Origin of the sequence: Faecalicatena contorta, assembly GCF_021531995.1 — a bacterium.
Lineage (GTDB): Bacteria > Bacillota > Clostridia > Lachnospirales > Lachnospiraceae > Dorea_A > Dorea_A contorta_A.
This window is the reverse complement of record NZ_JAFBIZ010000007.1, coordinates 22,103-47,815: the sequence shown is the minus strand read 5'-3', so window position 1 is coordinate 47,815 and position 25,713 is coordinate 22,103. Positions and strand designations below refer to the sequence as shown.

The following is a 25,713-nucleotide window of genomic DNA, read 5'->3' as shown; positions in this document are numbered from 1 at the left end:
TTTTTGAGGTGATGATATGCATTTTCAACGGTTAGAAGATTTACGAATTGACCATGACAAGACACAGTCTGAAGTTGCAGATTACTTGGGATGTCAACGTGAAGTGTATCGCAGATATGAAAAAGGAACCCGTCAGATTCCCATTGATTTGTTAATGAAATTATCCACTTTATACGAAGTTAATCTTGATTATATGGTTGGGCTTACAGACATAAAAAAACCATATCCAAGGAAATAGATGTAATATTTCCATTCCCGGAATATGGTACTCTTTTATATGATTCCAAGATATATGCAGGCGTTTTTGATTCCATCTTCTGCCAGAGAAGTGGTAATATAATCGGCTGCAAGTTTTGCATCTTTTGAACCGTTCCCCATTACAACACCGATTCCTGCTGTTTGTAACATTCCAATGTCATTTGCACTGTCTCCGAATGCAATCGTATCGGCAAGATCCATGTCAAGCATCTCACATACTTTCCGGATTCCGGTTCCTTTATCATAACCCTTTGGAACCATCTCCACTACATATGGATTATGAATCAGAAAATGATAATAGGGAGAAAGCTCCCGAAAACAATTCTCACGATCTGCATGATCCGTTGCACAGGACAGTTTGGAGATCTCCCATCTGCCCCATTCTCCCTGAATCGTTCTCAGATAATCTCCCATCTCCCGGATCAGTTTCTGCCCATAGCGATCTTCTGCAAATTCATCCGGATCCATATACAGATAAGTTCTTCCCTCCAATATTGGCCGACATCCATACTTTCTTGCTGTCCGTATGGTATCTGCAGTCAGATCTACGTCCATCTTCTCATATAGTATCGTCTCATCGTGATATTCGATCATCGTACCACATCCGGACACGATTCCGTCAAATCCAATATTCAGAAGTTCTGGATTACGTATATATCCCTTTGTCCGTCCAGAACAGATAAAGGTTAGATGTCCATTCTTTTGTAACCTGTGAATGGTATCAATCGTACTGTCCGGTATGTAATTATTCCTGTCCCATATGGTTCCGTCTATATCAAAAAATACTGCTTTTTTCTTCTGCATATTGTGTACCTCAGTCATAATCTAATTCAGATTCTCAGTTCCGGAAAGCTTTGCCATCTTCTTCTTGAAAAAGTGATTGAATACTGCAATTACCCGTCCCACGCCAATGACTGCCATGACGGTTCCGATTCCGACTCCGATCAGCCTGCCTGCAAACAGGAGCCCGACACAGATCGTAATCGTGATATTAAACAGATCAAAACAATTCTTGGTGAAGCCTACTTCTTTTTTTACGCAGTCTGAGATTGCCTGTACAATTCCGTCTCCTGGATTCGGGATGATGCGCATATTCAGTGAAACAGCAGCTCCGATTCCGGTAAGGATAATCGCGGCGATCAGAGTCATAATACGTCCCGGAAAGCTACTGTAATATACACTTACACCAGGTGTATCATAGGCCGGAATCAAGGCGGAGAACAGATTCATGAAGCGGGTAAATATCAGGCTCAGCGGGAACTGAAGCACATCTTTCAAAAGTTTCAGCTTCAGATTACAGTTTCCGGTCTTGTAATGTTCTCTGATATGTAAGAGCATCTCCACAACGATAAATGAAGAATACTGGAGCAATGTCATATTTCCAAAATTTGTATTTAAAATTGTTGATATGCTATAGGAAACCGATATAATCGGCGATACTCCAAGCCCCGCTTTTGTATTTAGTATAATTCCCAGAGCCAGCACAAGAAGACCGCCAAGATAAAAGAAACCCCGGTAAATATTTGTTTTTTTCACTTCATCGCATTCCTTTTCCATATAAAATAAGGGACTGTTACAAATACTTTTGTAATAATCCCTTATATCATATCATTATATTTTCTTTTATGTAAGTAGTGTTTTACAGAATTCTTTCACTTACTTATGATATGGCTCTCCATTGATGATCCGGTAGCTCCGGTACACCTGCTCCAGCAGAATCACCCGCATCAACTGATGCGGGAAGGTCATTCTGGAAAAGCTGAGGGCATAATCTGATTTTTTTAGCACGGATGTTCCAAGTCCGATAGAACCGCCGATAATAAAGATGATATGACTGGTTCCCTGAATGCCCAGTTTTTCTATCTTTTCTGCAAGTTCTTCGGAAGACAGCAATTTACCGCCGATCTCCAGCGTAATGACATAAGCATCTTCTTTTATGTGTTTCAAAATACGTTCTGCCTCTTTTTCGCGTATTCCATTTTCAATCGTTTCACTGGCATTCTCCGGAGTCTTCTCATCAGCCACCTCTACAATCTCCAGCTTACAATATTTGCTGAGTCTTTTGCTATATTCCGCAATTGCTTCTTTCAGATACTTTTCTTTCATCTTTCCGACTGTAATAATCGTGATCTTCATATATTAGAGTACTCCTTTGACCGCTTCATAATCTCCATGAAATACCATTCCTTCCATACCGACAGCTTTTGCAGCCTCAATATTATCTGCCCTGTCATCAATGAAAAAGCATTCCTTCGCCGTCAGCCGGTAGCGTTCCAGAAGATATTCGTAGATTTTCTGATCCGGCTTTATGATGTGAATATCGCTGGATACCACAACTCCGTCAAAAAACGCAAGCGGTAAAAAGGAAGGAAAATAGTCATAAAAAGATGCACTTGCATTCGACAGTACGTAGAGTTTATATCCTTTTTCCTTTGCATATTTACAGAATTCCTCTGCTCCTTTGATCGGTTTCATGCACATGGACCAGTGGAGAGTACAGTTTTTCAATGCCGGGTGGAGATATTCTGGTACACGCAGTTTTACACGGTCATATAACTCTGCCTCTGTTATATTTCCAAGATCTGCATCGACCCACTCCCGCCCTTCAAACAATTCTTTTTTTATGATATCTTTTTCTTCTTTTTTCTCCAGAAAATGATCCAGGCAGACATCCGGATTATAATCCAGAAGTACATTTCCCATATCCAATATTATATTTTTTATCATAATTACCTCACATATTTTACGAATTCAATTCATACATGTATAATTCATGCAGCGCTCTGGTCGCACAGATATATTTTGCCCGTGCATGCATCGGATGCTCAGTCTCATGAAACACACCGAACACCTGATCAAATTCAAGTCCTTTCGCCAGATAGAACGTAGTAACAGTCAGTCCTTTCCGAAATGTACGGCTATCACGGTCAATATAATGGATTTCTTCCCCGCGAAGCTGTAACAATCGACAGATATCATCGGCTTCTTCTCTTGTCATCGTGATGATAGCAGCCGTTTCATAGCCTGCCTCTCCCAGATTTCTCTGCTTCAGTACTTCATCCAGCAGCTGATCTATGGAAATAAACTTCTGTTCCTGCACTTCTTTTCCATGACGATTTAGAAGTTCCAGATCTGTTACTTTGCCGATTTTTTCGGCATATTTTGCAATTTCTATCGTATTGCGGTAACTCTTGTTCATGATAATCTTTTGTATAGGGACGTCAAATATCTTCGACAGGAACTTTAATACATCCTGCTGTTTCGTATCCATCGTCTGTGCCCTGTCGCCAAGGATCGTCATGCGGCACTGAAAGATCTGATTCAGGATTACATATTGGAGGTAAGAATAATCCTGCATTTCATCAATTACCAGGTGCTTGATATTCCGATGTACTGCCATTCCCGTCAGGCGATACTTCAGATACAGCATCGGATATACATCTTCGTATTCCAGAATCCGTTTTTCATATTCCGTCTCCGGAAGCTTCTGATAACCGCAGTATTCCATCAGCCAGTTATAGATAGAATAGATATCCTTCGTTACGTACATCCGGTCAAATTTTTCCTGAATAACGTTTCGTTCTTCTTCACTCAGATCACGTCCACATAATGTCTCGTATTCATCAACGCAGTATTCCATGACTGCGTCCATACGCTTAAGAAGAGGAGTATTCGGGAATTTAAAATAAAACAGATGAATCAGATCTTCTTCCGTTTTCTTGATCCCTTTATATTCAAACTTTCTGAAATCCATCAGTTCATCTTCCAGAGAAGCGAGAAAACCTTCCATCTGTCCCACAAATCCTGCAGACTGTTTTGCTGCAAATCTGTTCTGCACTACCGGATCCGGGAACTTCATCATTCGTTCCAGATGATCATACCGATCTTCACAATCCGCAACCACACTCTTAAGTTCCCGGTAAGCAAACAGATCAAAACTCATCTCTTTTACATTTTCCTCTCCAAGTTCCGGAAGAATATGTGAGATGTAATCCGAAAACACACTGTTTGGAGACAGAATCAGAATATTGGATGATTTTAAACGTTCTCGTTCATGATAAAGAAGATAGGCAATACGATGAAGTGCAACGGAAGTTTTCCCACTCCCCGCAGCTCCCTGGATCACCAGGATTCTATCTTTCGTATTGCGAATAATCATGTTTTGCTCCTTCTGTATGGTACGCACGATATTTTTCAGCTGAACGTCACTGTTGGTGCCGAGTTCCTGCTTCAGAATCTCATCATCGATCTTTGTATCACTTTCAAATGCATAGATCATCTTTCCGTTTTTGATCTTGTACTGCCACTTGGAGGCAATCTCACCTGTCATGATGCCGACCGGTGCTTCATAGGATGCCGCTCCTTTGTCATAATCATAAAACAGGCCACTGACCGGAGCTCTCCAGTCATAGATCAATGGCTGCATGCCGGCTCTCGGTGCAAAATTTCCGATTCCGATATAAAATGTCTCTGCTTCGACATCTCCTTCATAGATAAAGTCCACACGTCCGAAAAACGGAGCATCCAGCATCTTTTTCAATCGATGAAGCAGTTTCAGCTTCTCCTGGTTATCATTAACCTGATGAAGCAGTGCCTGTTGATTATCAAAATCCTCATAACCATACTGATCCATCTCCGTATAATTTTCCCAGTAATATTCATGCATGTTCTGTATCTCTTTTTGTCCGGCTTCCAGGGAAAGGTCTACTTCTTCGATGCGTTTTTTAATTTTTCCTGTTACTTCCTTCAGAAATAACTCTCCATGACTGCTTTCCATACTTTTACATGTATCCCTTCTGATTATTCGTATTATTAGTAAATTCCCGTTACAAGGTTACCCGAGTGCTACATCCAGAATCATCATGATTACAAAACCGATGGCAAATCCGATGGTTCCTATGTTACTGTGTTCGCCTTCCGCAGACTCCGGAATCAATTCCTCCACGACTACGTAGATCATGGCTCCTGCAGCAAATGCAAGAAGATACGGAAGCACAGGTGTAATATATGCGGCAAGAAGCACAGTGATTCCTCCTGCAATTGGTTCTACGATTCCGGACAGCATTCCGGACATGAATGCCTTTCCACGTCCTCTTTCGCTTCGAATCGGAAGTGATACAATAAATCCTTCCGGAAGGTTCTGAATCGCAATTCCGATCGACAGTGCAAAAGCACCCGCCAGTGTAACATTGGCATTATCTGTAAGCAATCCGGCAAACACGGCTCCACTGGATATTCCTTCCGGTATATTATGAATCGTGACTGCCAGAATCAGCATCGTAGATTTTTTCAGGGAACACTTTGGTCCTTCTGCCTCTTCACATCCCAGATGAAGATGTGGAATCAGACGATCAAGGGCTAACAAGAATATGATACCCAGAAGGAAACCGGACGCGGCAGGAATAAACGCAAACTTCCCCATCGTTTTTGATATCTCCATGGCAGGGATCAGAAGTGACCACACGGAAGCAGCTACCATGACACCTGCAGCAAATCCGAGAAGTGCTTTTTGAATTGCCGGCCTCAGCTCATTTTTCATAAATAACACACATGCGGCTCCAAGTGTAGTGCCAATAAATGGAATGATTAAACCTGTAAATATTGTCATATATCCTCTCTCTTTCCAAAACATTATATATTATCATACCATATCTATTCCATTTGGTACAGAAAAAGTCCCTGTATCGTAGATAATCAGTATCTACAGAACAGGGACTTTGTATGCTTTATTATATTACATTATTATTTTGCTGATAACAGTTCATGAATACCTTTTGCACCGGCTTTTCCTGCACCCATGGCAAGGATTACCGTAGCTGCACCTGTAACAGCGTCACCACCTGCAAATACACATGCCTTGGAGGTCTGTCCATTGGACTCTTCTGCTACAATACATTTTCTCTTATTTACTTCCAGACCCTTGGTTGTAGAAGAGATCAACGGGTTCGGTGAAGTTCCAAGAGACATGATAACAGTATCAACTTCGATCTCATATTCAGATCCGGCAATCTCAACCGGACGTCTTCTTCCGGAAGCATCAGGTTCACCAAGTTCCATCTTGATGACTTTCATGCCTTTTACCCAACCATTTTCATCGACGAGAATTTCCTTTGGATTGGTCAGAAGATCAAAGATAACACCTTCCTCTTTTGCATGATGTACTTCCTCCACTCTGGCAGGAAGTTCTGCCTCACTACGACGATATACGATATGTACCTCTGCGCCGAGACGAAGTGCTGTTCTTGCAGCATCCATTGCTACGTTACCGCCGCCAACGACAGCAACTTTCTTGCCTGCTGCGATCGGTGTATCATAGGAGTCATCAAACGCTTTCATCAGATTACTTCTTGTCAGGTATTCATTTGCAGAGAATACACCGTTTGCGGTTTCTCCAGGGATGCCCATGAACATCGGAAGACCAGCACCTGAACCGATGAATACCGCTTCAAAATCTTCTTCTTCCATCAACTGATCGATGGTGGTAGACTTTCCGATTACTACGTTGGTCTCAAATTTTACGCCCAGTTCTTTTACTTTTTCAATTTCTTTCTTAACGACTTTCTGTTTTGGAAGACGGAACTCCGGAATACCGTATACCAATACTCCTCCCAGTTCATGTAACGCTTCGAAAACAGTTACTTCATAGCCGAGTTTTGCCAGATCACCTGCACAGGTAAGTCCGGACGGTCCGGAACCAATGACTGCTACCTTATGACCATTGGTTTTCTCTGCTTTTGCCGGCTTAATATCATTCTCAAGTGCATAATCTGCTACGAATCTTTCCAGTTTTCCGATGGATACCGGATCACCCTTGATTCCGCGGATACATTTGCTCTCACACTGAGATTCCTGTGGACATACACGTCCGCAGATAGCCGGAAGAGCGGAAGACTCACCGATTACCTGATATGCGCCTTCGATATCTCCATCTTTCACTTTTGAAATAAATCCCGGAATATTAATGGATACAGGACATCCCTGGATACATTTCGCGTTTTTACAGTTCAGGCAGCGCGTTGCCTCTTCCATTGCTTCTTCTTTGTTATATCCATAACATACTTCTTCAAAGTTTGTTGCTCTGACCTTTGGATCCTGTTCTCTAACAGGTACTCTCTTTAATACGTCTGCCATTACTCGTCACCTCCGCAATGTCCGCATCCACCATGGTGGGTGTCGCCTTCTTGTAATTTCAGAACAGCACGACCTTCCTGTGTCTTATACATCTGCTGTCTCTTCATTGCCTCGTCGAAATTGACAAGGTGTCCGTCAAATTCTGGTCCGTCTACACAGGCAAATTTTATCTCATCTCCAACATGCAGACGACATGCACCGCACATTCCGGTTCCATCAACCATGATCGGGTTCATGCTGACGATCGTTGGAATCTCAAGCTTCTTTGTGAGAAGACATACGAATTTCATCATGATCATAGGTCCGATTGCTACGCAGATATCATATTTATTGCCTTTTTCTACCAGTTCTTCAATCATGGTTGTAACCATACCGGCATGTCCATATGATCCGTCATCTGTACAAGGATAATAATTACCAGAAACAGCTTCCATCTCTTTTTCAAGAATCAGGAGATCTTTCGTCTTAGAACCAATAATAACATCCACATCTACTCCATGTTCATGCATCCATTTTACCTGCGGGTATACCGGAGCCGCACCTACTCCGCCGCCGACAAAGAGAATTTTTTTCTTTTTCAATTCTTCAATGTCTTCTTCGATCAGTTCAGAAGCATTTCCCAGTGGTCCTGTGAAATCACGGAAATAATCTCCTGCCTGTAATTCTTTCATCTTCATGGTAGATGCACCTACCGGCTGGAATATGATTGTGATTGTTCCAGCTTCTCTGTCATAGTCACAGATCGTAAGCGGGATTCTTTCCCCTTTTTCATCCATCTTAACGATTACGAACTGTCCAGGTTCACAATGTTTTGCTACACGAGGAGCTTCTACATCCATAAGAAAGATGTTAGCAGTCAATTGTTCTGCTCTTAATATCTTATACATCTTATTTCCTCCTATTTTGCGATATTAATTCTATAATAATACCCCTGCAGGATTTTCGCAAGTGATTATCGTTATTTAATTATCAATATTGAAAATTTTTTTCTAAAAATGAGGGAAAAAAAGCAGATGCCATGATGCACCTGCTTTTTCATATCTTAATCCTCTAGAAATCAACTTCTGTTCCGTAATATGTACATGTGAATAATTTTGCCATTGCCTTCGGATCAATTGCTCTGGGATTGGATCCTGTACAAGCATCACCAACTGCCAGTTCTGCAATCTTATCAAGTTTTTCTTTGAACTCGTCTTCATTAATGCCAAAGTCTTTCAGTGTTTTTGGAATGTTTAATTTTACATTAAATTCGTCAATCTTCTCACACAGACTGTTGATCAAAGCTTTTTCTGACGTTCCTGCAAGTCCCATTCTGCGTGCAATCTCAGCATAACGTGATGCGGCAACCGGATCCTTGGCATTGTATTTGATTACATATGGAAGGTAGATTGCATTGGCACATCCATGAGGAATATGTCCGGTAGAGAATGCTGCTCCTGTCTTATGTGCCATAGAATGCACGATACCAAGCAGTGCGTTAGAGAAAGCCATTCCTGCCAGACACTGCGCATAATGCATCTGCTCTCTGGCTTCCATATTGCCATTATAAGAAGCCGGAAGATAATCAAGTACCATTTCAATTGCCTGCAGTGCAAGTGGATCTGTAAATGGACAATTTAATGTAGACACATAAGCCTCAATCGCATGTGTAAGTGCATCCATACCTGTATAAGCAACCTGTTTCGCAGGAAGACCCATAACAAGATCAGGATCTACAATGGCTACATCCGGTGTAATATTAAAGTCTGCAAGCGGATATTTTACACCTGTCTGATAGTTTGTGATAACTGAGAATGCGGTTACTTCTGTTGCAGTTCCGGAAGTAGAAGGAATTGCCGCAAATTTTGCTTTCTGTCTTAATTCCGGGAAGTTAAACGGAATACACAGATCTTCAAATGTGGTATCCGGATATTCATAGAAAGCCCACATTGCTTTTGCAGCGTCAATTGGAGATCCTCCACCCATTGCAACAATCCAGTCCGGTTCAAATGCGCGCATTGCTTCCGCACCTTTCATAACGGTCTCAACAGACGGATCTGGTTCTACACCCTCGAATAATTCCACTTCCATTCCGCCTTCCTTCAGATAGTTAACTGCCCGGTCCAAAAATCCCTGACGTTTCATAGAACCACCGCCGACAACAAGGATTGCCTTTTTCCCTTTTAAATTCTTCAGCTCTTCAAGGCATCCTTTTCCGTGATACACATCTCTTGGTAAAGTAAATCTTGCCATTGTACAATCTCTCCTTTTAAAATGATGTTTTGTTAAATCTTTATCAAAATTATAAACCCGTTAAATATTTAACGCAATATATATTTCATAGAAAATTGTATTTTTTTCAGTACAAAAAAGGCTACTGCTTATTACAGTAGCCTTTCATTAATTACCACTATTATATACATAGTTTCTTGTTGTAATATCACTGGTCCGTCCTTTTGCATTGACAAGAATTGCTTTAAATATTGTCTCACCTTCCGGCATTGGAATCGGGCCGGTATACTTCGTAGATGCAGTCGTTGGATCACTCTTGTCCATTGTATAATATGCTTCATATCCATCCGGAACTTTTATCTCAATCTGCATCGCAGATTCATATTGCCCTGTTGAAGGTGATACTGCCGGAGCATCTTCCACAGGAAGCTCCACTGTATACGTCTTCTTTGACGGAAGACTTGGAATTCCATCCTTGTTGACCGCAATTGCTGTGATTACTGTTTCTCCCTCTTTAATCTGGATCGGGGAAGAATACTTTTCACTGTTCGTAGTCGGATTCTTTTCATCTGTCGTGTAATAGATCGTATAACCTTCCTCTGCAGTCAGTGTCAGCTCCTGTACATCATCATATACTGTTTCTGAATCAAGACTGAATTCTGGTTTGCTGATCACATATTCCGATAATGCATCAACTACACTGTCCTCGGCATCTTCAAGGAGAATCGGGATCTCCTCTTTCTGATCCGTGTCCATGTAATATTGAATACATGCATTATACAGGTCAACATTATCTTTCTGCTTATCGATTGCATTCAGGAAAACACTTTCTGCCTTATCTTCATTCTTCTGCGCAAGATATACCTTTGACAGTCCGATATATGCATCTGCTCTTTTTTCATCTTTGGATAATGCCTTTTCAAAATAAGATTCTGCAAGGTTATAGTCTTTATTATTCAGATTTTTATTTCCTTTATTGATCATTCCAAGATAGGAAGTCTGATATGCCGCAATACCTACAATCAGGATAATCAGAAGAAGACTGCCAATAATCAGAAGAGCTCGTTTTCTTTTTCTGCGTCTGATCGCTTTTCTACGCTCTGCCTGTCTTCTTCGTCTTTCCCGTTCGGACATCTGTCTGCCAGTCGTTCTGGTGGAAGTTCTGGTTCTTCCGGTTGTTCTCCTGTTGTCATTTTTCTGGAAATCACCGGTATTTCGGATGGAATCATAGATTTCTTCCGCATCGTAACTGTTATCTCCGGTGATGGCGCCCTTGATCTGCGCCGTCAGCATATCATCCAGCGGATTGTAGTCAGGGACAATACAGACTTCTTTTCCGCAATGACTGCAATATAATATTCCCTCAGGTATTATGTGTCCACAGTACCTACATTTCATCTTCCGAGTTCCTCCTGCCTGATTGCTGATTCGTATACTGTTCAAATTCTTCAGAAGTCATCAGTACTTTTCTTGGTTTTGTCCCCTCTTCCGGTCCGACAACTCCCGCTTCAAACAGCTGATCCATAATCCTAGCCGCTCTGTTAAATCCAATCTTGAACGCTCTCTGAAGCATTCCGATTGATGCTTTTTCTTTCTCAATGATCAGTCTTCCGGCTTCTGTAAAATATACGTCTCTTCCATCATCTTCTAAAGCAGAAGTAATACCTCCGCTCTGACACGTATTAACATGCTGCACCACTTCATCATTATATGTAGCATCTCCATTTTGCCTGATCAGGTAATCAACGACTTCCTGAACTTCAGAATCCGTCACAAAGGATCCCTGCACGCGTGCCGGCTTCTGATAGCCGGCAGGATAAAAGAGCATGTCTCCCTTACCGAGAAGTTTTTCTGCACCATTCATATCAATGATGGTTCTGGAATCGACTCCTGATGATACAGAAAACGCAATACGAGATGGCATATTTGCCTTGATCAGGCCAGTAATAACATCTACAGATGGTCTCTGCGTCGCAAGAACCAGATGGATTCCTGCTGCTCTGGCAAGCTGCGCCAGACGGCAGATTGCTTCTTCCACTTCTCCGTGTGCCACCATCATCAGATCTGCAAGCTCATCCACGATCACCACGATCTGTGGCATCGGTTTTAACGGATCTCCGTTTTCATCCTGCATGCCCCTGATCTTCTCATTATATCCCTTCATATCACGCACCTGGTTGTCGGCAAATTCCTTATATCTTCTTGTCATCTCTGCAACCGCCCAGTTCAGTGCACCTGCAGCCTTCTTAGGGTCTGTGACAACCGGAATCATAAGGTGTGGAATTCCATTATATACACTTAATTCTACTACTTTCGGGTCGATCATGAGCAATTTTACTTCCTCCGGCCTGGCCTTATACAAGATACTCATGATCAGTGTATTGATGCAGACCGATTTTCCGGAACCTGTTGCTCCTGCGATCAGAAGATGCGGCATCTTTGCAATATCTGCAATGACCGTGTTGCCTGCAATATCCTTTCCGACTGCAAAAGCGACCTTCGAAGTACAGTTTTTAAATTCATTCGTTTCCAGAAGGTCTCTGAGTCTGACTGCAGTATTTTCTTTATTTGGCACTTCAATACCGACAGCCGCTTTTCCGGGGATCGGTGCCTCGATCCGAATATCCGCAGCCGCAAGGTTCAGTTTAATATCATCTGCAAGCCCGACAATCTTGCTTACTTTTACTCCCATTTCGGGCTGAAGCTCATATCGTGTCACAGATGGTCCGCAGCTGACATTCGTAATTGTAACATTTACACCAAAGTTCTGCAGTGTCTGCTGAAGCTTCATTGCAGTTTCCCGTAAATGAGCATCTGACTCCCCGGCAGTCCTTTTTCCCCGTTTTAGCAGAGATATCGGGGGGAATTTATACGGTTTTTTCGGTTTTGCCGCTTCTGCTGCAACACTTGCTGCAACATTCGCAACCTCTCCTGCAATTCCTTCTTCGCTCATTTTGCTTTTTTTCTTTGGAACATCTGCCACATCATCTTCCGGCGTTTTTGACACACCTTCCTGTGCCTCCGTCTCGATTTCATCCTCTTCATAAGGCTCCGCACGATTGATCACAAAATCTGGTTTTTCAGGACCTCTTGCTTCCTTAGGATCAACAGGAAGTTCCTTAACTTCCGGAGATTTTTGAGCAATCGTAGTATCAAATGACACACCCTCTACGTGTCTGTCACTTCTCTTTCTTCCTTTTCCCTCTCTGTCATCAGAGGTTCGACCGGTTTCTGCCTTTATTCTTTCTTCTTTCTGCTTTTTCTTTTCTTCTGCATGTTCACGCCTCTTTCTTGCGTCTTCTCTGGCCCTGTCATAGGCTTTTTCACTTCCGCTCCTGACACCCTTAAGTGCAGACTTTCCTGTGATAAGAACCATGCAGATAATCATCAGTATGATCGTTACAACATATGTTCCTGCGGTTCCGATCGCCGGCACCAGTACAGATGTCAGTTTCTCACCAATGAGTCCACCCAGTTCATTGATCAGATGAAGAAGCATCCCTGCTGATACGGTAAATATCAGACCTGCAGTAACTTTCATATATGCAATCCCATTTTCTTTATTCGATATAAGAAATGCAACCATTCCAAATAAAAGGAAAGGCACCGCATATGCAATCCATCCAAATATCTTTAGAAGAATTTCCGAGATCGTCTCCCCTACGAACCCGCCAATTCCAAAATTACTGATCAATATCAGAATACTGACTGCAAGTGTCACCCATACAATGATCTCATCTCTTACAAAACTTGACTGCGTAGTTTTATTTTTCGCCTTTCGCACAGTTTTACGCTTTTTTGACTTTCCAGCCATGTAATCTCCCCCTTATTTATGGCGATACTATCTTATAGTATACCATTATTTCAATAAGCTGTCATTACACATTTTCACTCTTTTTCCGTATCCATATATCAATCATTTCGTGCAATTTATGCAATGCACTGTTTAATCCTCCCACCTCGTCTATCAGACCTTCTTTTACTGCCTCTTCCCCCTCCAGAAGTGTTCCCACATCTTTTACAAGTTCCGTAGGATTCAGCATCAGTTCCTCAATTCTCTCTTTCTTCATATGAGAGTGATCCGCCAAAAACTTTGTAATGCGATCCTGCGTCCGTATCATATTATGCAGACTCTGGGGAACGCCGATAAACATTCCGTTAGACCGAACCGGATGTATGATCATCGTACCACTCGGAACAATAAAGGAATATTGTGCGGAGACGGCCAGCGGCCCTCCGATAGAATGACTTCCGCCCAACACCAGTGATACGGTCGGTTTACTGAGTGATGCGATCATCTCCGCAATGGAAAGTCCGGCCTCTACATCACCTCCCAGTGTATTGAGAAGTATCAGTATTCCATCAATCTCTTCGCTGTCTTCGACTTCCGCAAGCATAGGAAGAAGGTGTTCATATTTTGTTGATTTTGTATTTCCGGATACTGCTTCATGACCTTCAATTTCTCCAATGACCGTCAGTAATTTGATTCTGTGTTTGTCTTTTCCTTCTTCCAGATTCAGACTACCTGTTTCCCGGATCTGCTCCGTCTTTTCTTCTTCATTCTGTGTTTTTTTCCGTGAATCTGTATTATCGCTCTGCATACTAAAAATACCTCCATACTTTTTCAATTAGTATGGAGGTATTCAGATAATTTTATACCTGTTCCAGAGCCTGCTTGAGGTCTGCAATAATATCATCTATGTGTTCAATTCCCACGCTGAATCTGATCAGATCCGGCTGTACTCCTGCTTCCAGAAGCTCCTGATCGTTCATCTGGCGGTGTGTATGACTTGCCGGATGAAGTACACAGCTTTTTGCATCTGCAACATGAGTTACGATAGAGATCATCTTCAGGCTGTCCATCATGCGTACGCAGGCATCTCTTCCGCCCTTTACACCAAACGTAATAACGCCGCAGGTTCCATTTGGCATATATTTCTTTGCAAGATCATAATACTTGTCACCTGGAAGTGATGGACAATTTACCCATGCAATTTTTTCATGGTTCTGGAGATACTGCGCTGCAGCCAATGCATTTTCACAGTGTCTTTCCATACGAAGATGCAGAGATTCCAGCCCCAGATTCAAAAGAAATGCATTCTGAGGAGATTGTATGGATCCCAGATCTCTCATTAACTGGGAAGTTGCCTTTGTTATGTAAGCGCCTTTCCCGAAACGCTGTGTATATACAATTCCATGATAGGTCTCATCCGGTGTTGTCAGTCCCGGGAATTTATCTGCGTATGCTTCCCAGTCAAAGTTTCCACTGTCAACGATTGCTCCACCTACCGCTGATGCGTGTCCGTCCATATACTTTGTTGTAGAATGTGTCACAATATCTGCTCCCCATTCAAACGGACGGCAGTTAACCGGTGTTGCAAAAGTATTATCCACAATAAACGGAACCCCATGTGCATGTGCAACCTTTGCAAATTTTTCAAAATCCAGAACAGCAAGGGATGGATTCGAGATTGTCTCTCCGAACATTGCCTTGGTATTCTCCTGAAATGCTGCGTTTAATTCCTCTTCTGTACAGTCCGGATCAACAAACGTAGCATCTACCCCCATTTTTTTAATCGTGTGTGCATACAGATTATAAGTTCCGCCATATATTGCAGACACACACACGATATGGTCTCCCTGTTGTGCAATATTCATGATCGCATAGAAACTTGCCGCCTGTCCGGAAGAAGTCAGCATTGCCGCAACTCCGCCTTCCATATCACAGATCTTTGCTGCCACTGCATCGTTGGTTGGATTCTGAAGACGGGTATAGAAGTAACCACTGTCTTCCAGATCAAACAGTCGTCCCATCTGGTCACTGGAATCATATTTGAATGTTGTACTCTGATAGATCGGCAGAGATCTTGGCTCTCCGTTTTTCGGTGTGTATCCTGACTGTACACACTTTGTTTCAATCTTATAATTGCTCATGTTCCCTCTCCTTATGAATAAAAGTATCTCTTTTGTAATTCCCGAACCATATCGATATATAAATCCCTGCATTCTTCTTTTTTATCTTTCTCAATCAGCCGAATACATGGATGCAGATAATTCTTATACAGCCCTTCATATATCTCCGGTGCATTCGGGCGCATACCTACTGCCATTACGATTCCGGGAGCAATATCGTAATACTCCTCTATCAATTGTCTTCCCGATTCTGTCTGTGCCAGATAATCATCCCGATACCTGCGAAGGGTTTCCAGTTCATAGCAGTCATCCGGCTGATTGCGGCTGGAACATACCGCAGTCGTAATATAGCAGAGTCTGTTTTTAAAGCCGCTCTGGATCAGATCATACGATGATTCCGAGAGCGTGTAACCTGTAACCGGCAGCTCATTCCAGATTTCAATCATCCTCACTGTCAATGGATTGCCCTGGTCCCTTTTATTATGAAAAACACTGTAATTCACCAGAGGAATCACATATACTGCCATTGTCATATTATAATCTGCAGAGAAACGATCTTTCTGTCTCTTTGAAGAGATATCCTCCAGCTTTTCTTTCGCATACCTGGGAATGACTTTGGCGTATGATTCCAGTTCTTCCCGATCAGTATCTTCGCTGCATGCATCTGCCAGTACATTCAGACATTCCTGATTGCCACGGTACAATATCTGAAATGTTTCTGCATATGTTTTTCTTTTGAACATATGCAGAAGGTCCAGTGAATCATCAAATAACTTTTTCAGTCCAGCTTCAGCTTTGCATTCTGCCATCCTTCTCCTCCTGTATCACAGAGAGATTATTCATCCCAGTTATGATATACGTCCTGTACATCGTCATCATCATCCAGCATATCCAGCGTCTTCTGAATATTGGCAATATCCTTTGGATCCGTAAGTTCCACATATGTCTGAGGGATCATTGTCACCTCTGCAGAAGCCATCGGAATTCCTGCTTCTTCTATCGCAAGACGCACCGTGCTGAAATCATCAGGATCCGTCAGAATCTCATAACTGTCTTCTTCCTCTACAAAATCCTCTGCACCTGCATCCAGTACCTGCATCATCAGCTCATCTGCGTCTCCCTCATACTCTTCTTTATCAATCACAATCTGACCTTTTTTGTCAAACATAAATGAAACGCATCCCGGAGTACCCACATTACCACTGCCTTTTGTAAACGCATTTTTTACATTGGAAGCGGTACGATTCTTATTATCTGTCAGTGTCTCAACAATGATGGCAGTCCCGTTCGGTCCATATCCTTCATATGTAATATGTTCATAATTGGCAGCATTTGCATCTCCTGCTGCACGCTTGATATTTCTTTCAATCGTATCATTCGGCATGTTGTTGGATTTTGCCTTTGCGATTACATCGCGCAGCTTACTGTTATTGGCAGGATCTGAACTTCCGCCCTCTTTAACCGCAACTGCAATTTCCTTTCCGATCTTTGTAAAGATCTTTCCCTTTGCAGCATCATTTTTTTCTTTCTTATGTTTAATATTGGCAAATTTTGAATGTCCTGACATTTTTTAACCCTCTCTTTATCTCTATTTTCGCACTTTTTAATTCTATCACGCTTCCGGATGTTTTTCAATCTTAACTCTCTGTATTGTATTATTGTCCACAAGAAGAATCGTAAATCGATATCCCTGATAATCAACCTCGCAATGCTCATCTTCCGATGGGATTCTGTCAAGCTGATCGATCAGGAATCCATTCAGAGTCTCAAACTCTTCCTTTTCAAACTGCAGCGGTATAAGATCTTCCAGATCTTCCAGTTCGGTCATTCCATTCACAAGATAGCTTCCGTCTGCCTGCCGTGATATCATCTCCTCCTCTTCGTCATGCTCATCCAGAATGTTTCCGACGATTTCTTCCAGAATATCTTCCATTGCTACGAGTCCCGAAGTCTGCCCATACTCATCCAGCACGATCACCATATGATTTTTTTTCGCCTGCATTTCTTTAAAAAGTGTATCTATACTTTTCGTTTCAGGGATATATGTAACCGGTCTTATATATTCTTTCAACTCTTTTACCCGTTTTTTCCGGTTGTTCTCATCCAGATAACAAGCTGTTGCTTCTCTCAGATGTATGATTCCGGTAATTTCATCTATATCTTCTTCATAGATTGGAAATCTGGAATAATTCTCTTCCAGAATAAACCTGAGAGCATCTTCAAGCGTTTCATTCCCATCGATTGCAACAATGTTTTTCCGATGCGTCATGATATCCTTTGCATCTTTATCCATATACCGGAAAATATTGCGAATCAGCTCTGCGGCTTCTTTCTGAGTGTCCTCATCCATCTCATCTTCCAGCTGGAATATCTGCTTCATTCTGCCAAACAAACTTCCTTCTATCATAATTAACTATCCTCAAACTCCTTTTCTATGTATGAAGCTCCAAACTGACTTTCAGAGCCTCATCTACTTTGTTCATTATCTCTTTATCCAAATGGCATACCAGATCTTTCAGTCGTTGTTTGTCTATTGTCCGAATCTGTTCCAACAGAATTACAGAATTCTTCACAATCTGATATCTCCTTGCATCTATCTCAATATGTGTCGGCAATTTTGCCTTATTCATCCTGGAAGTAATCGCTGCACAGATCACAGTCGGGCTGTGACGGTTGCCCATATCATTCTGTATGATCAGTACCGGACGAATGCCTCCCTGTTCGGATCCGACAACCGGACTAAGATCTGCATAATATATATCTCCACGCCTTACCTGCACTTTTCATTCACGCTCCGATTTTACATGATAACATAAGTATCTCCATCTTTTTCGGATGTATTCTTCAAAATGCAGGAACCTGCAGAATCAGAGGAAATAATCTACCTGTTCCACGATTTCTCCATGCCGGATATACTCTCTCGGAATTCTCTTTCCGAGATTGCATACAAATTCATAATTAAATCTTCCTGAAAGCTCACTCAGGGTTTCTACCGGAATGACCTCATTCCCGTCCTTCCCGATCAACGTCACTTTGTCGCCGAATTTAACATCATCTATGCCTGTAACATCAACCATGAACTGATCCATACATACTCTTCCGAGAATCGGTGCTTTCTGTCCATGAATCAGAACATATCCCTGGTTAGACAGACTGCGGGGATATCCATCTCCATATCCAACCGGAATCGTGGCAACTTTCGTCAGATGAACTGTCGTATATGTTCCTCCGTAACTAATCTTTCTGCCTTCTTCTACCCACTTTACAAAAGCCACATGACTGATCAGCTCCATTGCAGGCTTAAGAGGAACATTTTCTTTTTCCACTTCATCCGACGGATACATTCCGTAGGTCGATATACCTGCACGTACCAGATTCAGATTGGCTTCTTTCATATCAATGATACCTGCACTGTTGGAGCAGTGATAATAAGAAAATACAACCTTTCTTTCTTCCAGTGCCCGTTTCATCCACAGATACTGATGGATCTGTTCCTGTGTATACGTCTTATCCGTTTCATCCGCTTTGGAAAAATGTGTAAACATTCCTTCCATAACCAGATTGGGAAGTTTGCTGATGGCGGCAATGATGTCTGCATTTTCTTCTGTGATCTGAAAGCCCAGACGTCCCATTCCCGTGTCCAGCTTAATATGGACATATACTTTTCTTCCCATACGCTGTGCAAGTTCAGAGACTTCTTCAGCCATCTCTCTTGTATATATTGTCATGCGAACCTCATTCTCAATCATGTCTTCCCATTGATCCGGAAAGATACAGCCAAGAACAAGTATCGGCTTTCTGATTCCTGCATTCTTCAGGTGAACAGCTTCGTCAAGCGTTGCTGCTGCAAATCCCCAGATATACTCTTTCGGATCCAGCACTTTTGCAATCTGTGCAGCTCCGTGCCCATACCCGTCCATCTTAATGACGGCCATGATCTGAACACCCTCTTTAATATTGTTTTTCATCATCTCTATATTATATTCAACTGCATCCAAATCGACTCTGGCCATAACTCTGCTATATTTCTTCATAAGCCAACTCCTCCTGATCTATTAATACCTTGCTTAAACTCTCAATAAGATCTTCTGCCATAACGCTATAGCTTCCCATTATCTTTCGGGCATAATCTCCGCAGCAGCCGTGCAGATAGACTCCCAGAACTGCTGCATCATATCCGTTTACTTTCTGTGCCATCAGACCTGCGATTATCCCCGCAAGGACATCTCCTGATCCGGCTTTTGCCATCGCACAATTGCCGGACAGATTCACATATATGCGGGATTCTGAAGATGCAACCATCGTTCTGGCGTCTTTCAACGCCACGACTGCCGGATATTGTTCCGTAAATTCTCTCAGAACAGTTGTCCGGTGTTCCCGGATCTCTGATACCATTCTGCCGGACAATCGTTCCATCTCTTTCATATGAGGAGTCAGCACGATCTCTCCGTTCGATATCTGCTTCAGTGCTTCCATATTCTCTGATAACAGATTCAGTCCATCCGCATCAATCACACACGGAACCTTTATATTTTTCAGTGTTGTCTGTAAGATCTGCTTCGACAGACCGTTCGTTCCAAGCCCGGATCCGATGCATACAGTATCTGCCCACGCAAGAAGCGAACACAGTTTTTCTTCTTCAAAGGTCTCGTAGGCAGTAATAATTGCTTCCGGCAGCAGAGTCTGAAGAATGACACGATTCTCCTCCGGAGTATAGATCTGCACCAGTCCCGCTCCGGTCCGATATGCTGCTTTGGCATTCAGATATGCTGCTCCTGACATTCCTCTGCTTCCGGCAATCACCAGAAGCTTTCCGTATGTTCCTTTATGTGAATCCGCCTTTCTGACTGGCAGCAGACGGCTATATTCTCTTCTCTCATACGTATATGCCACAGATATGTCATCTTTGATCCTGTCTGTGCAGATACCTATGTCAACAGGATAGATCTCTCCGGCGTATTCCCGTCCCGGATACATCTGCAGACCCAGTTTTTCAAGCTGAAAAGTAACCGTAATATCTGCATGAAATGCGATTCCAAGCACCGCACCATTCCCGGAAGAGATTCCGGACGGAATATCAACTGCAACCTTTATTCCTGTTGAACGATTCATCTGATCGATGATCTCACGATAATGACCCTCAATCTTTCTGCTCAGTCCCACGCCAAAGATCGCATCGATCAGAACGCTGTATTCTGCCTCTTCGTATCCAGATATAATCCTTCCTCCGGCTTCCTTAAGAAGACGTATCTGTTCTTTTGTCTCTTCTGTACAGTGCTCCTTATTGCCAATAAAACACGCGGTAACCGGATATCCCATCTTTGTAAGAATTCTCGCAATTGCCAGACCATCTCCGCCATTATTACCGGAGCCACATACAACACAGACCCTGGACAGATCCAGATATCTGTCCGTCATTACCTGCACACAGCATCTGGCAGCCCGTTCCATCAATACAAGGGACGGAGTACCTATTGTCTGGATCGTATATTGATCTTCTGCCTTCATCTGACTGCCATCCACCAGATATCGCATTGTCTCACCCCCATATCAAAGAACGTGTAAGAACAGGCATGTCTGTACATACCGGACCTTACACGTCTACATTATCTTTATTTTTTGTGTTCTTCGTTATAACGACTTATATTATAGGATAACTGCATAAGACTTTCAGACAAATGCACATTTTCCACAATAATATTCTCTGGAAGATTCAGGTCTGTATGTGCAAAATTCCAGATCGCACGTACCCCGTTTTCAACCAGCATATTCGCAACCTCAATTGCTTTTTCCTTTGGAATCGTAAGAACAGCAATGTCTATATTATTATTCTGTACAAAAGACTTCAGATCATCCATCATACGTACCGGAACACCCCGGATTGCCACACCCTCCAGCCGTGGATTCACATCAAAGATTCCCTTTAAAATAAAACCACGTTTTTCAAATGCTGCATAGTTAGCCAGTGCCTGTCCCAGATTACCTGCTCCGATAATAATTATATTGTGATCTTCTTCAAGTCCAAGAATCTTACCAATCTCTGTATACAGATACTTTACATTATATCCATATCCCTGTTGACCAAATCCTCCGAAATTATTAAGATCCTGACGAATCTGTGATGCAGTCACTTTCATTCGTTTACTGAGATCATTTGAAGAGATTCGTTCTACTCCATTTTCTAAAAGTTCTCCCAAATATCTGTAATATCTTGGCAACCGTCGTATTACCGCCTGCGATATCTCTCTTCCTTCCAATGTATTCACCTTCCTGTTATAGTCTAAAGATATTATATAAAATCGGAAGATTAATGTCAAACAATAGTTGTAATTTACACCATTTCCGTTATAATTATATCGTATGTAAAGGAGGAAATACCATGATATTAGCATGCCACGGAATCAACAAATCCTTCGGTGAAAACGTCATTGTCGCCGATGGGTCATTTCACATAGAGGATCATGAAAAGGCTGCACTGGTTGGACCAAACGGCGCAGGAAAGTCTACTCTCCTGAAGATGATCGTCGGAGAACTGCCTTCTGACGGCGGAAGTGTCATTCTCACAAAAGGGAAGACACTCGGTTATCTTGCGCAGCACCAGATGATGCAAAGTGGCAATACCATCTATGAGGAAGTGAAGCTTGCCAAGTCAGAGATCATCTCCATGGAACAACAGATTCGTTCTATCGAACTGGAATTAAAACATCTCTCCGGCGCGGAACTGGAAGCACGTCTGAACACCTATAATCGCCTGACTGCCACTTTCGAACGCGCCAATGGATATGCCTATGAAAGCGAAATTACGGGCGTTCTTAAGGGGCTTGGATTTACAGAAACTGATTTCTCCAAGCCGGTTGACACACTTTCCGGCGGACAGAAAACGCGTGTATCTCTTGGAAAGCTGCTCCTCACAAAACCGGATATTCTCCTGCTGGATGAGCCAACCAACCACCTGGATCTGAATTCCATCTCATGGCTTGAAACCTACCTTCTCAACTATCCAGGGGCTGTTCTGATCGTCTCTCATGACCGGTACTTTCTGAACAAAGTTGTCACAAAGGTACTTGAAATTGAGCAGGGATCTTTGATGACCTATCAGGGCAATTACAGCGATTACGCTGCCAAGAAAAAGCAACTTCGGGAAGCACGCCTGAAAGAATATCTGAACCAGCAGCAGGAAATCAGACACCAGGAGGCTGTCATCGAAAAGCTGCGTTCTTTCAACCGTGAAAAATCCATTAAACGTGCGGAAAGCCGCGAAAAAATGCTGGAAAAAATGAAGCCTGTAGAAAAGCCTCAGGAGCTGAATGCGGAGATTCATCTGACGCTGGAGCCTTCCTGTGTCAGCGGAAATGATGTGTTGACGGTAGAACACTTAAGCAAATCATTTCCGGGTCAGACTTTATTTTCTGACATCAGCTTCGAAATAAAGCGAGGAGAACATGTTGCAATCATCGGCGACAATGGGACTGGCAAAACTACATTACTGAAAATCCTGAATCAGGTGGTTTCAGCTGACAGCGGAACCTTCTCGCTTGGAACGAATGTAAAAATCGGATACTATGACCAGGAACATCACGTCCTTCATATGGAAAAAACAATCTTCGATGAGATATCGGATGACTATCCGACACTGACAAACACTCAGATCCGCAATGTTCTTGCTGCCTTTCTCTTTACCGGAGAGGATGTCTTCAAACAGATCAGTTCTCTGAGCGGCGGGGAGCGCGGACGTGTTTCACTGGCAAAGCTGATGCTTTCAGAAGCGAATTTTCTGATCCTGGATGAGCCAACCAACCATTTGGATATCACCTCCAAAGAAATTCTGGAAAAGGCATTAAATGATTATACCGGAACCGTATTGTACGTCTCTCATGACCGTTATTTTATCAACCAGACCGCAACAAGAATCCTGGATCTGGTAAATCAGACATTTGTCAATTATATTGGTAATTATGATTATTATCTGGAGAAAAAAGAAGAACTGACAGCCATCTATGCCGGCAGCACTGCTTCAACTCCAATTCCCGGAAGTGTAAAAGCCGCTTCTTTTGCAGCAAAATCTTCCGCGAATTCCATCACAGATTCCAAACTCAGCTGGCAGGAACAAAAAGAAGCTCAGGCGCGGGAACGAAAACGAAAAAATGAATTAAAAAAGACGGAAGACCGCATCTCTGATCTCGAAGAACGCGATGCCGAAATCAATGAATTAATGATGCAGGAAGAGATCTTTACGAACTCAGTAAAATGTCAGGAACTGGCAAAGGAAAAAGCTTCCATCGCAGAAGAACTCACAGAATTATATGAAAAGTGGGAAGAACTTGCAGAATAAATAAAGGAAACATTATAAAAACCAGGATATCATCTTTCCGGATATGATATCCTGGTTTTTCATGTACAAGCAACGCTCCCTGATACTTATTCGCTTATCTCAGCTTTTCTTGTGGATAATATTATTATATAAATTTACATCTGATGCCTGACCACCGTATACTCATCTCCATAACTGTAATACGGACAATCCCGATATGTATTTGTCACAAACCGATATAGCTCGTCCTCATCCAGATCCATCTGACAGACGTAACAGTCATAATCTTCATCATATTCATAATGTGCACAGGACTCACAATTACTTTTCATACCACACGACTCCTTTCATGGGAACCAGTATAACACATCTGCAAACAAATCAAAAGTCTAAAAACATCTTCGAAATTCCAGGATAACGTCACAAAATATATGCATAAAACTTAAATTGTTATATAGGCAGAATCCCTGTATCACAACTGCAGACATTTCGCACAGATACAAGCTGAAATCCTGCATCTACTTTAACCAGACGCGAACGCTTTCGTGAGCGGCTTTGGTTGTAGTTGATGCATAGTTCAGCGAAGTGGGTGCGAGGCTGCATGTTGTCATACAGGGATTCGTCCTATAACAAATTATATTTATTGCATAATTTACTGTAATTTTTCCGCAATTGCTTTGATAAAGTTCTCGCTGTTCAATACAGTTGGATTCTCCAGCGTTGTAATCAGTGCCAGATCTTTTGTCATCTTTCCTTCTTCAATCGTATCAATCGTTGCCTTTTCAAGCTTATCGGCAAATTCCATCAATTCCGGATTGCCATCCAGCTCGCCACGTTTTCTCAGTGCACCTGTCCATGCAAAGATCGTTGCAACAGAATTGGTTGATGTCTCTTCCCCTTTCAGATGCTTATAATAATGGCGCTGTACCGTTCCGTGTGCAGCTTCATACTCATAATATCCTTCCGGTGATACCAGTACAGAAGTCATCATGGCAAGTGAACCAAACGCTGAAGACACCATATCACTCATAACGTCTCCGTCATAGTTCTTGCAGGCCCAGATATATCCGCCTTCGGACTTCATGACACGGGCTACCGCATCATCAATCAATGTGTAAAAGTATACAATACCTGCTTTTTCAAACTTCTCAGCATATTCTGCATCATAGATCTCCTGGAAAATATCTTTGAATGTATGGTCATATTTCTTTGATATTGTATCCTTTGTAGCGAACCACAGATCCTGTCTGGTATCCAGCGCATAGTTAAAACAGCTTCTTGCAAAGCTTTCAATGGAACCACAAAGATTATGCATTCCCTGCGCCACTCCGGCACCTGCATAGTTATGTACCAGTTCTCTGGTCTCAGTTCCATCTTCTGCCGTATATACAAGCTCTACCTTTCCAGGTCCTGGAATCTTCATCTCTGTGTTTTTATATACATCACCGTACGCATGTCTTGCGATTGTAATTGGTTTCTTCCAATTCTTTACACATGGTTCAATACCTTTTACTACGATTGGTGCACGAAATACCGTTCCATCCAGAATCGCACGAATCGTACCATTCGGACTCTTCCACATCTCTTTCAGATTATATTCTGTCATACGTGCTGCATTTGGAGTGATCGTTGCACATTTTACAGCAACTTTATACTTCTTTGTTGCATTGGCCGCATCAACAGTAATCTGATCATTCGTCTCATTACGACATTCAAGACCAAGATCATAGTATTCGGTATTCAGTTCAATAAATGGTTCCAGCAGATTTTCTTTAATCATTTTCCAGAGAATTCTGGTCATCTCATCTCCGTCCATCTCTACAATAGGTGTTGTCATCTTAATTTTTGCCATCTTTACATCTTCCTCCTGTTTGAATCTTAGTTGCTGT

The 25,713-nt window shown here is 42.3% G+C and carries 24 protein-coding genes; 2 read left to right on the top strand and 22 right to left on the bottom strand.

Annotated features, from left to right (window positions below; all coding sequences use genetic code 11):
• Positions 1-16 precede the first annotated feature (16 nt).
• Positions 17-238 (top strand): helix-turn-helix domain-containing protein, encoded by a 222-nt coding sequence (locus JQM82_RS01940; RefSeq protein WP_235248251.1) that lies wholly within the window; start codon positions 17-19, stop codon positions 236-238.
• Positions 239-273: 35 nt separating this feature from the next.
• Here JQM82_RS01940 and JQM82_RS01935 read toward each other — a convergent pair whose 3' ends face one another.
• The 20 genes from JQM82_RS01935 to JQM82_RS01840 all read right to left on the bottom strand — a co-directional run bounded on the left by JQM82_RS01935 (position 274) and on the right by JQM82_RS01840 (position 21,770).
• Positions 274-1,062, bottom strand: coding sequence for an HAD family hydrolase (locus JQM82_RS01935; RefSeq protein WP_235248250.1), 789 nt, complete (start codon positions 1,060-1,062; stop codon positions 274-276).
• A 21-nt stretch (positions 1,063-1,083) separates the two neighbouring features.
• A complete protein-coding gene (locus JQM82_RS01930) occupies positions 1,084-1,794 on the bottom strand; it encodes a DUF6198 family protein (RefSeq protein ID WP_235248249.1) in 711 nt (236 codons plus the stop codon).
• 120 nt (positions 1,795-1,914) lie between these two features.
• Positions 1,915-2,394 (bottom strand): 23S rRNA (pseudouridine(1915)-N(3))-methyltransferase RlmH, encoded by a 480-nt coding sequence (rlmH, locus tag JQM82_RS01925; RefSeq protein WP_235248248.1) that lies wholly within the window; start codon positions 2,392-2,394, stop codon positions 1,915-1,917.
• A 3-nt stretch (positions 2,395-2,397) separates the two neighbouring features.
• Complete coding sequence (locus JQM82_RS01920) at positions 2,398-2,985, bottom strand: HAD family hydrolase (protein ID WP_235248247.1); 588 nt, start codon at positions 2,983-2,985, stop codon at positions 2,398-2,400.
• A gap of 16 nt (positions 2,986-3,001) precedes the next feature.
• Positions 3,002-5,035 carry a HelD family protein gene (locus JQM82_RS01915; RefSeq protein ID WP_235248246.1) on the bottom strand — a complete coding sequence of 678 codons (2,034 nt, stop codon included), beginning with the start codon at positions 5,033-5,035 and terminating at the stop codon, positions 3,002-3,004.
• Positions 5,036-5,092: 57 nt separating this feature from the next.
• On the bottom strand, positions 5,093-5,866 hold the full coding sequence (locus JQM82_RS01910) for a ZIP family metal transporter (protein ID WP_235248245.1): 774 nt from the start codon (positions 5,864-5,866) through the stop codon (positions 5,093-5,095).
• A gap of 134 nt (positions 5,867-6,000) precedes the next feature.
• Complete coding sequence (gene gltA / locus JQM82_RS01905; RefSeq protein ID WP_235248243.1) at positions 6,001-7,389, bottom strand: NADPH-dependent glutamate synthase; 1,389 nt, start codon at positions 7,387-7,389, stop codon at positions 6,001-6,003.
• Positions 7,389-8,276: a sulfide/dihydroorotate dehydrogenase-like FAD/NAD-binding protein gene (locus tag JQM82_RS01900; protein WP_235248241.1), complete on the bottom strand. Its 888-nt coding sequence runs from the start codon at positions 8,274-8,276 to the stop codon at positions 7,389-7,391. The genes gltA and JQM82_RS01900 overlap by 1 nt, the downstream gene beginning before the upstream one ends.
• 163 nt (positions 8,277-8,439) lie before the next feature.
• The gene (locus tag JQM82_RS01895; protein WP_235248239.1) at positions 8,440-9,621 is read right to left on the bottom strand and encodes an iron-containing alcohol dehydrogenase; all 1,182 of its coding nucleotides are present in this window, start codon (positions 9,619-9,621) and stop codon (positions 8,440-8,442) included.
• Positions 9,622-9,768: 147 nt separating this feature from the next.
• Positions 9,769-10,998 carry a chitobiase/beta-hexosaminidase C-terminal domain-containing protein gene (locus JQM82_RS01890; RefSeq protein WP_235248238.1) on the bottom strand — a complete coding sequence of 410 codons (1,230 nt, stop codon included), beginning with the start codon at positions 10,996-10,998 and terminating at the stop codon, positions 9,769-9,771.
• The gene (locus tag JQM82_RS01885; RefSeq protein ID WP_235248235.1) at positions 10,988-13,414 is read right to left on the bottom strand and encodes an FtsK/SpoIIIE family DNA translocase; all 2,427 of its coding nucleotides are present in this window, start codon (positions 13,412-13,414) and stop codon (positions 10,988-10,990) included. The genes JQM82_RS01890 and JQM82_RS01885 overlap by 11 nt, the downstream gene beginning before the upstream one ends.
• A gap of 64 nt (positions 13,415-13,478) precedes the next feature.
• Entirely contained in the window at positions 13,479-14,201 is a 723-nt protein-coding gene (locus tag JQM82_RS01880; RefSeq protein ID WP_235248234.1) for a ClpP family protease, read from the bottom strand.
• 52 nt (positions 14,202-14,253) lie between these two features.
• Complete coding sequence (locus tag JQM82_RS01875) at positions 14,254-15,534, bottom strand: O-acetylhomoserine aminocarboxypropyltransferase/cysteine synthase family protein (RefSeq protein ID WP_235248233.1); 1,281 nt, start codon at positions 15,532-15,534, stop codon at positions 14,254-14,256.
• Positions 15,535-15,545: 11 nt separating this feature from the next.
• Positions 15,546-16,322 carry a CFI-box-CTERM domain-containing protein gene (locus JQM82_RS01870; RefSeq protein ID WP_235248232.1) on the bottom strand — a complete coding sequence of 259 codons (777 nt, stop codon included), beginning with the start codon at positions 16,320-16,322 and terminating at the stop codon, positions 15,546-15,548.
• Positions 16,323-16,348: 26 nt separating this feature from the next.
• Positions 16,349-17,080 (bottom strand): YebC/PmpR family DNA-binding transcriptional regulator, encoded by a 732-nt coding sequence (locus tag JQM82_RS01865; protein WP_235248231.1) that lies wholly within the window; start codon positions 17,078-17,080, stop codon positions 16,349-16,351.
• Positions 17,081-17,125: 45 nt separating this feature from the next.
• A complete protein-coding gene (locus JQM82_RS01860; RefSeq protein ID WP_235248230.1) occupies positions 17,126-17,920 on the bottom strand; it encodes a hemolysin family protein in 795 nt (264 codons plus the stop codon).
• Between the two features lie 25 nt (positions 17,921-17,945).
• Positions 17,946-18,293: a type II toxin-antitoxin system PemK/MazF family toxin gene (locus JQM82_RS01855; protein ID WP_235248228.1), complete on the bottom strand. Its 348-nt coding sequence runs from the start codon at positions 18,291-18,293 to the stop codon at positions 17,946-17,948.
• Between the two features lie 87 nt (positions 18,294-18,380).
• A complete protein-coding gene (gene alr, locus JQM82_RS01850; RefSeq protein WP_235248227.1) occupies positions 18,381-19,547 on the bottom strand; it encodes an alanine racemase in 1,167 nt (388 codons plus the stop codon).
• The gene (locus JQM82_RS01845) at positions 19,534-21,048 is read right to left on the bottom strand and encodes an NAD(P)H-hydrate dehydratase (RefSeq protein ID WP_235248226.1); all 1,515 of its coding nucleotides are present in this window, start codon (positions 21,046-21,048) and stop codon (positions 19,534-19,536) included. The genes alr and JQM82_RS01845 overlap by 14 nt, the downstream gene beginning before the upstream one ends.
• 77 nt (positions 21,049-21,125) lie before the next feature.
• A complete protein-coding gene (locus JQM82_RS01840; RefSeq protein ID WP_235248225.1) occupies positions 21,126-21,770 on the bottom strand; it encodes a redox-sensing transcriptional repressor Rex in 645 nt (214 codons plus the stop codon).
• Positions 21,771-21,892: 122 nt separating this feature from the next.
• On the opposite strand from JQM82_RS01840, the gene JQM82_RS01835 reads away from it, so the two are divergent.
• Positions 21,893-23,845, top strand: coding sequence for an ABC-F family ATP-binding cassette domain-containing protein (locus JQM82_RS01835; RefSeq protein WP_235248224.1), 1,953 nt, complete (start codon positions 21,893-21,895; stop codon positions 23,843-23,845).
• Positions 23,846-23,979: 134 nt separating this feature from the next.
• On the opposite strand, the gene JQM82_RS01830 is transcribed toward JQM82_RS01835, so the two are convergent.
• Both JQM82_RS01830 and JQM82_RS01825 read right to left on the bottom strand, forming a co-directional pair.
• The gene (locus JQM82_RS01830) at positions 23,980-24,156 is read right to left on the bottom strand and encodes a DUF6472 family protein (protein WP_235248223.1); all 177 of its coding nucleotides are present in this window, start codon (positions 24,154-24,156) and stop codon (positions 23,980-23,982) included.
• Positions 24,157-24,476: 320 nt separating this feature from the next.
• Positions 24,477-25,676 carry an NADP-dependent isocitrate dehydrogenase gene (locus tag JQM82_RS01825; protein ID WP_235248222.1) on the bottom strand — a complete coding sequence of 400 codons (1,200 nt, stop codon included), beginning with the start codon at positions 25,674-25,676 and terminating at the stop codon, positions 24,477-24,479.
• Positions 25,677-25,713: the final 37 nt, after the last annotated feature.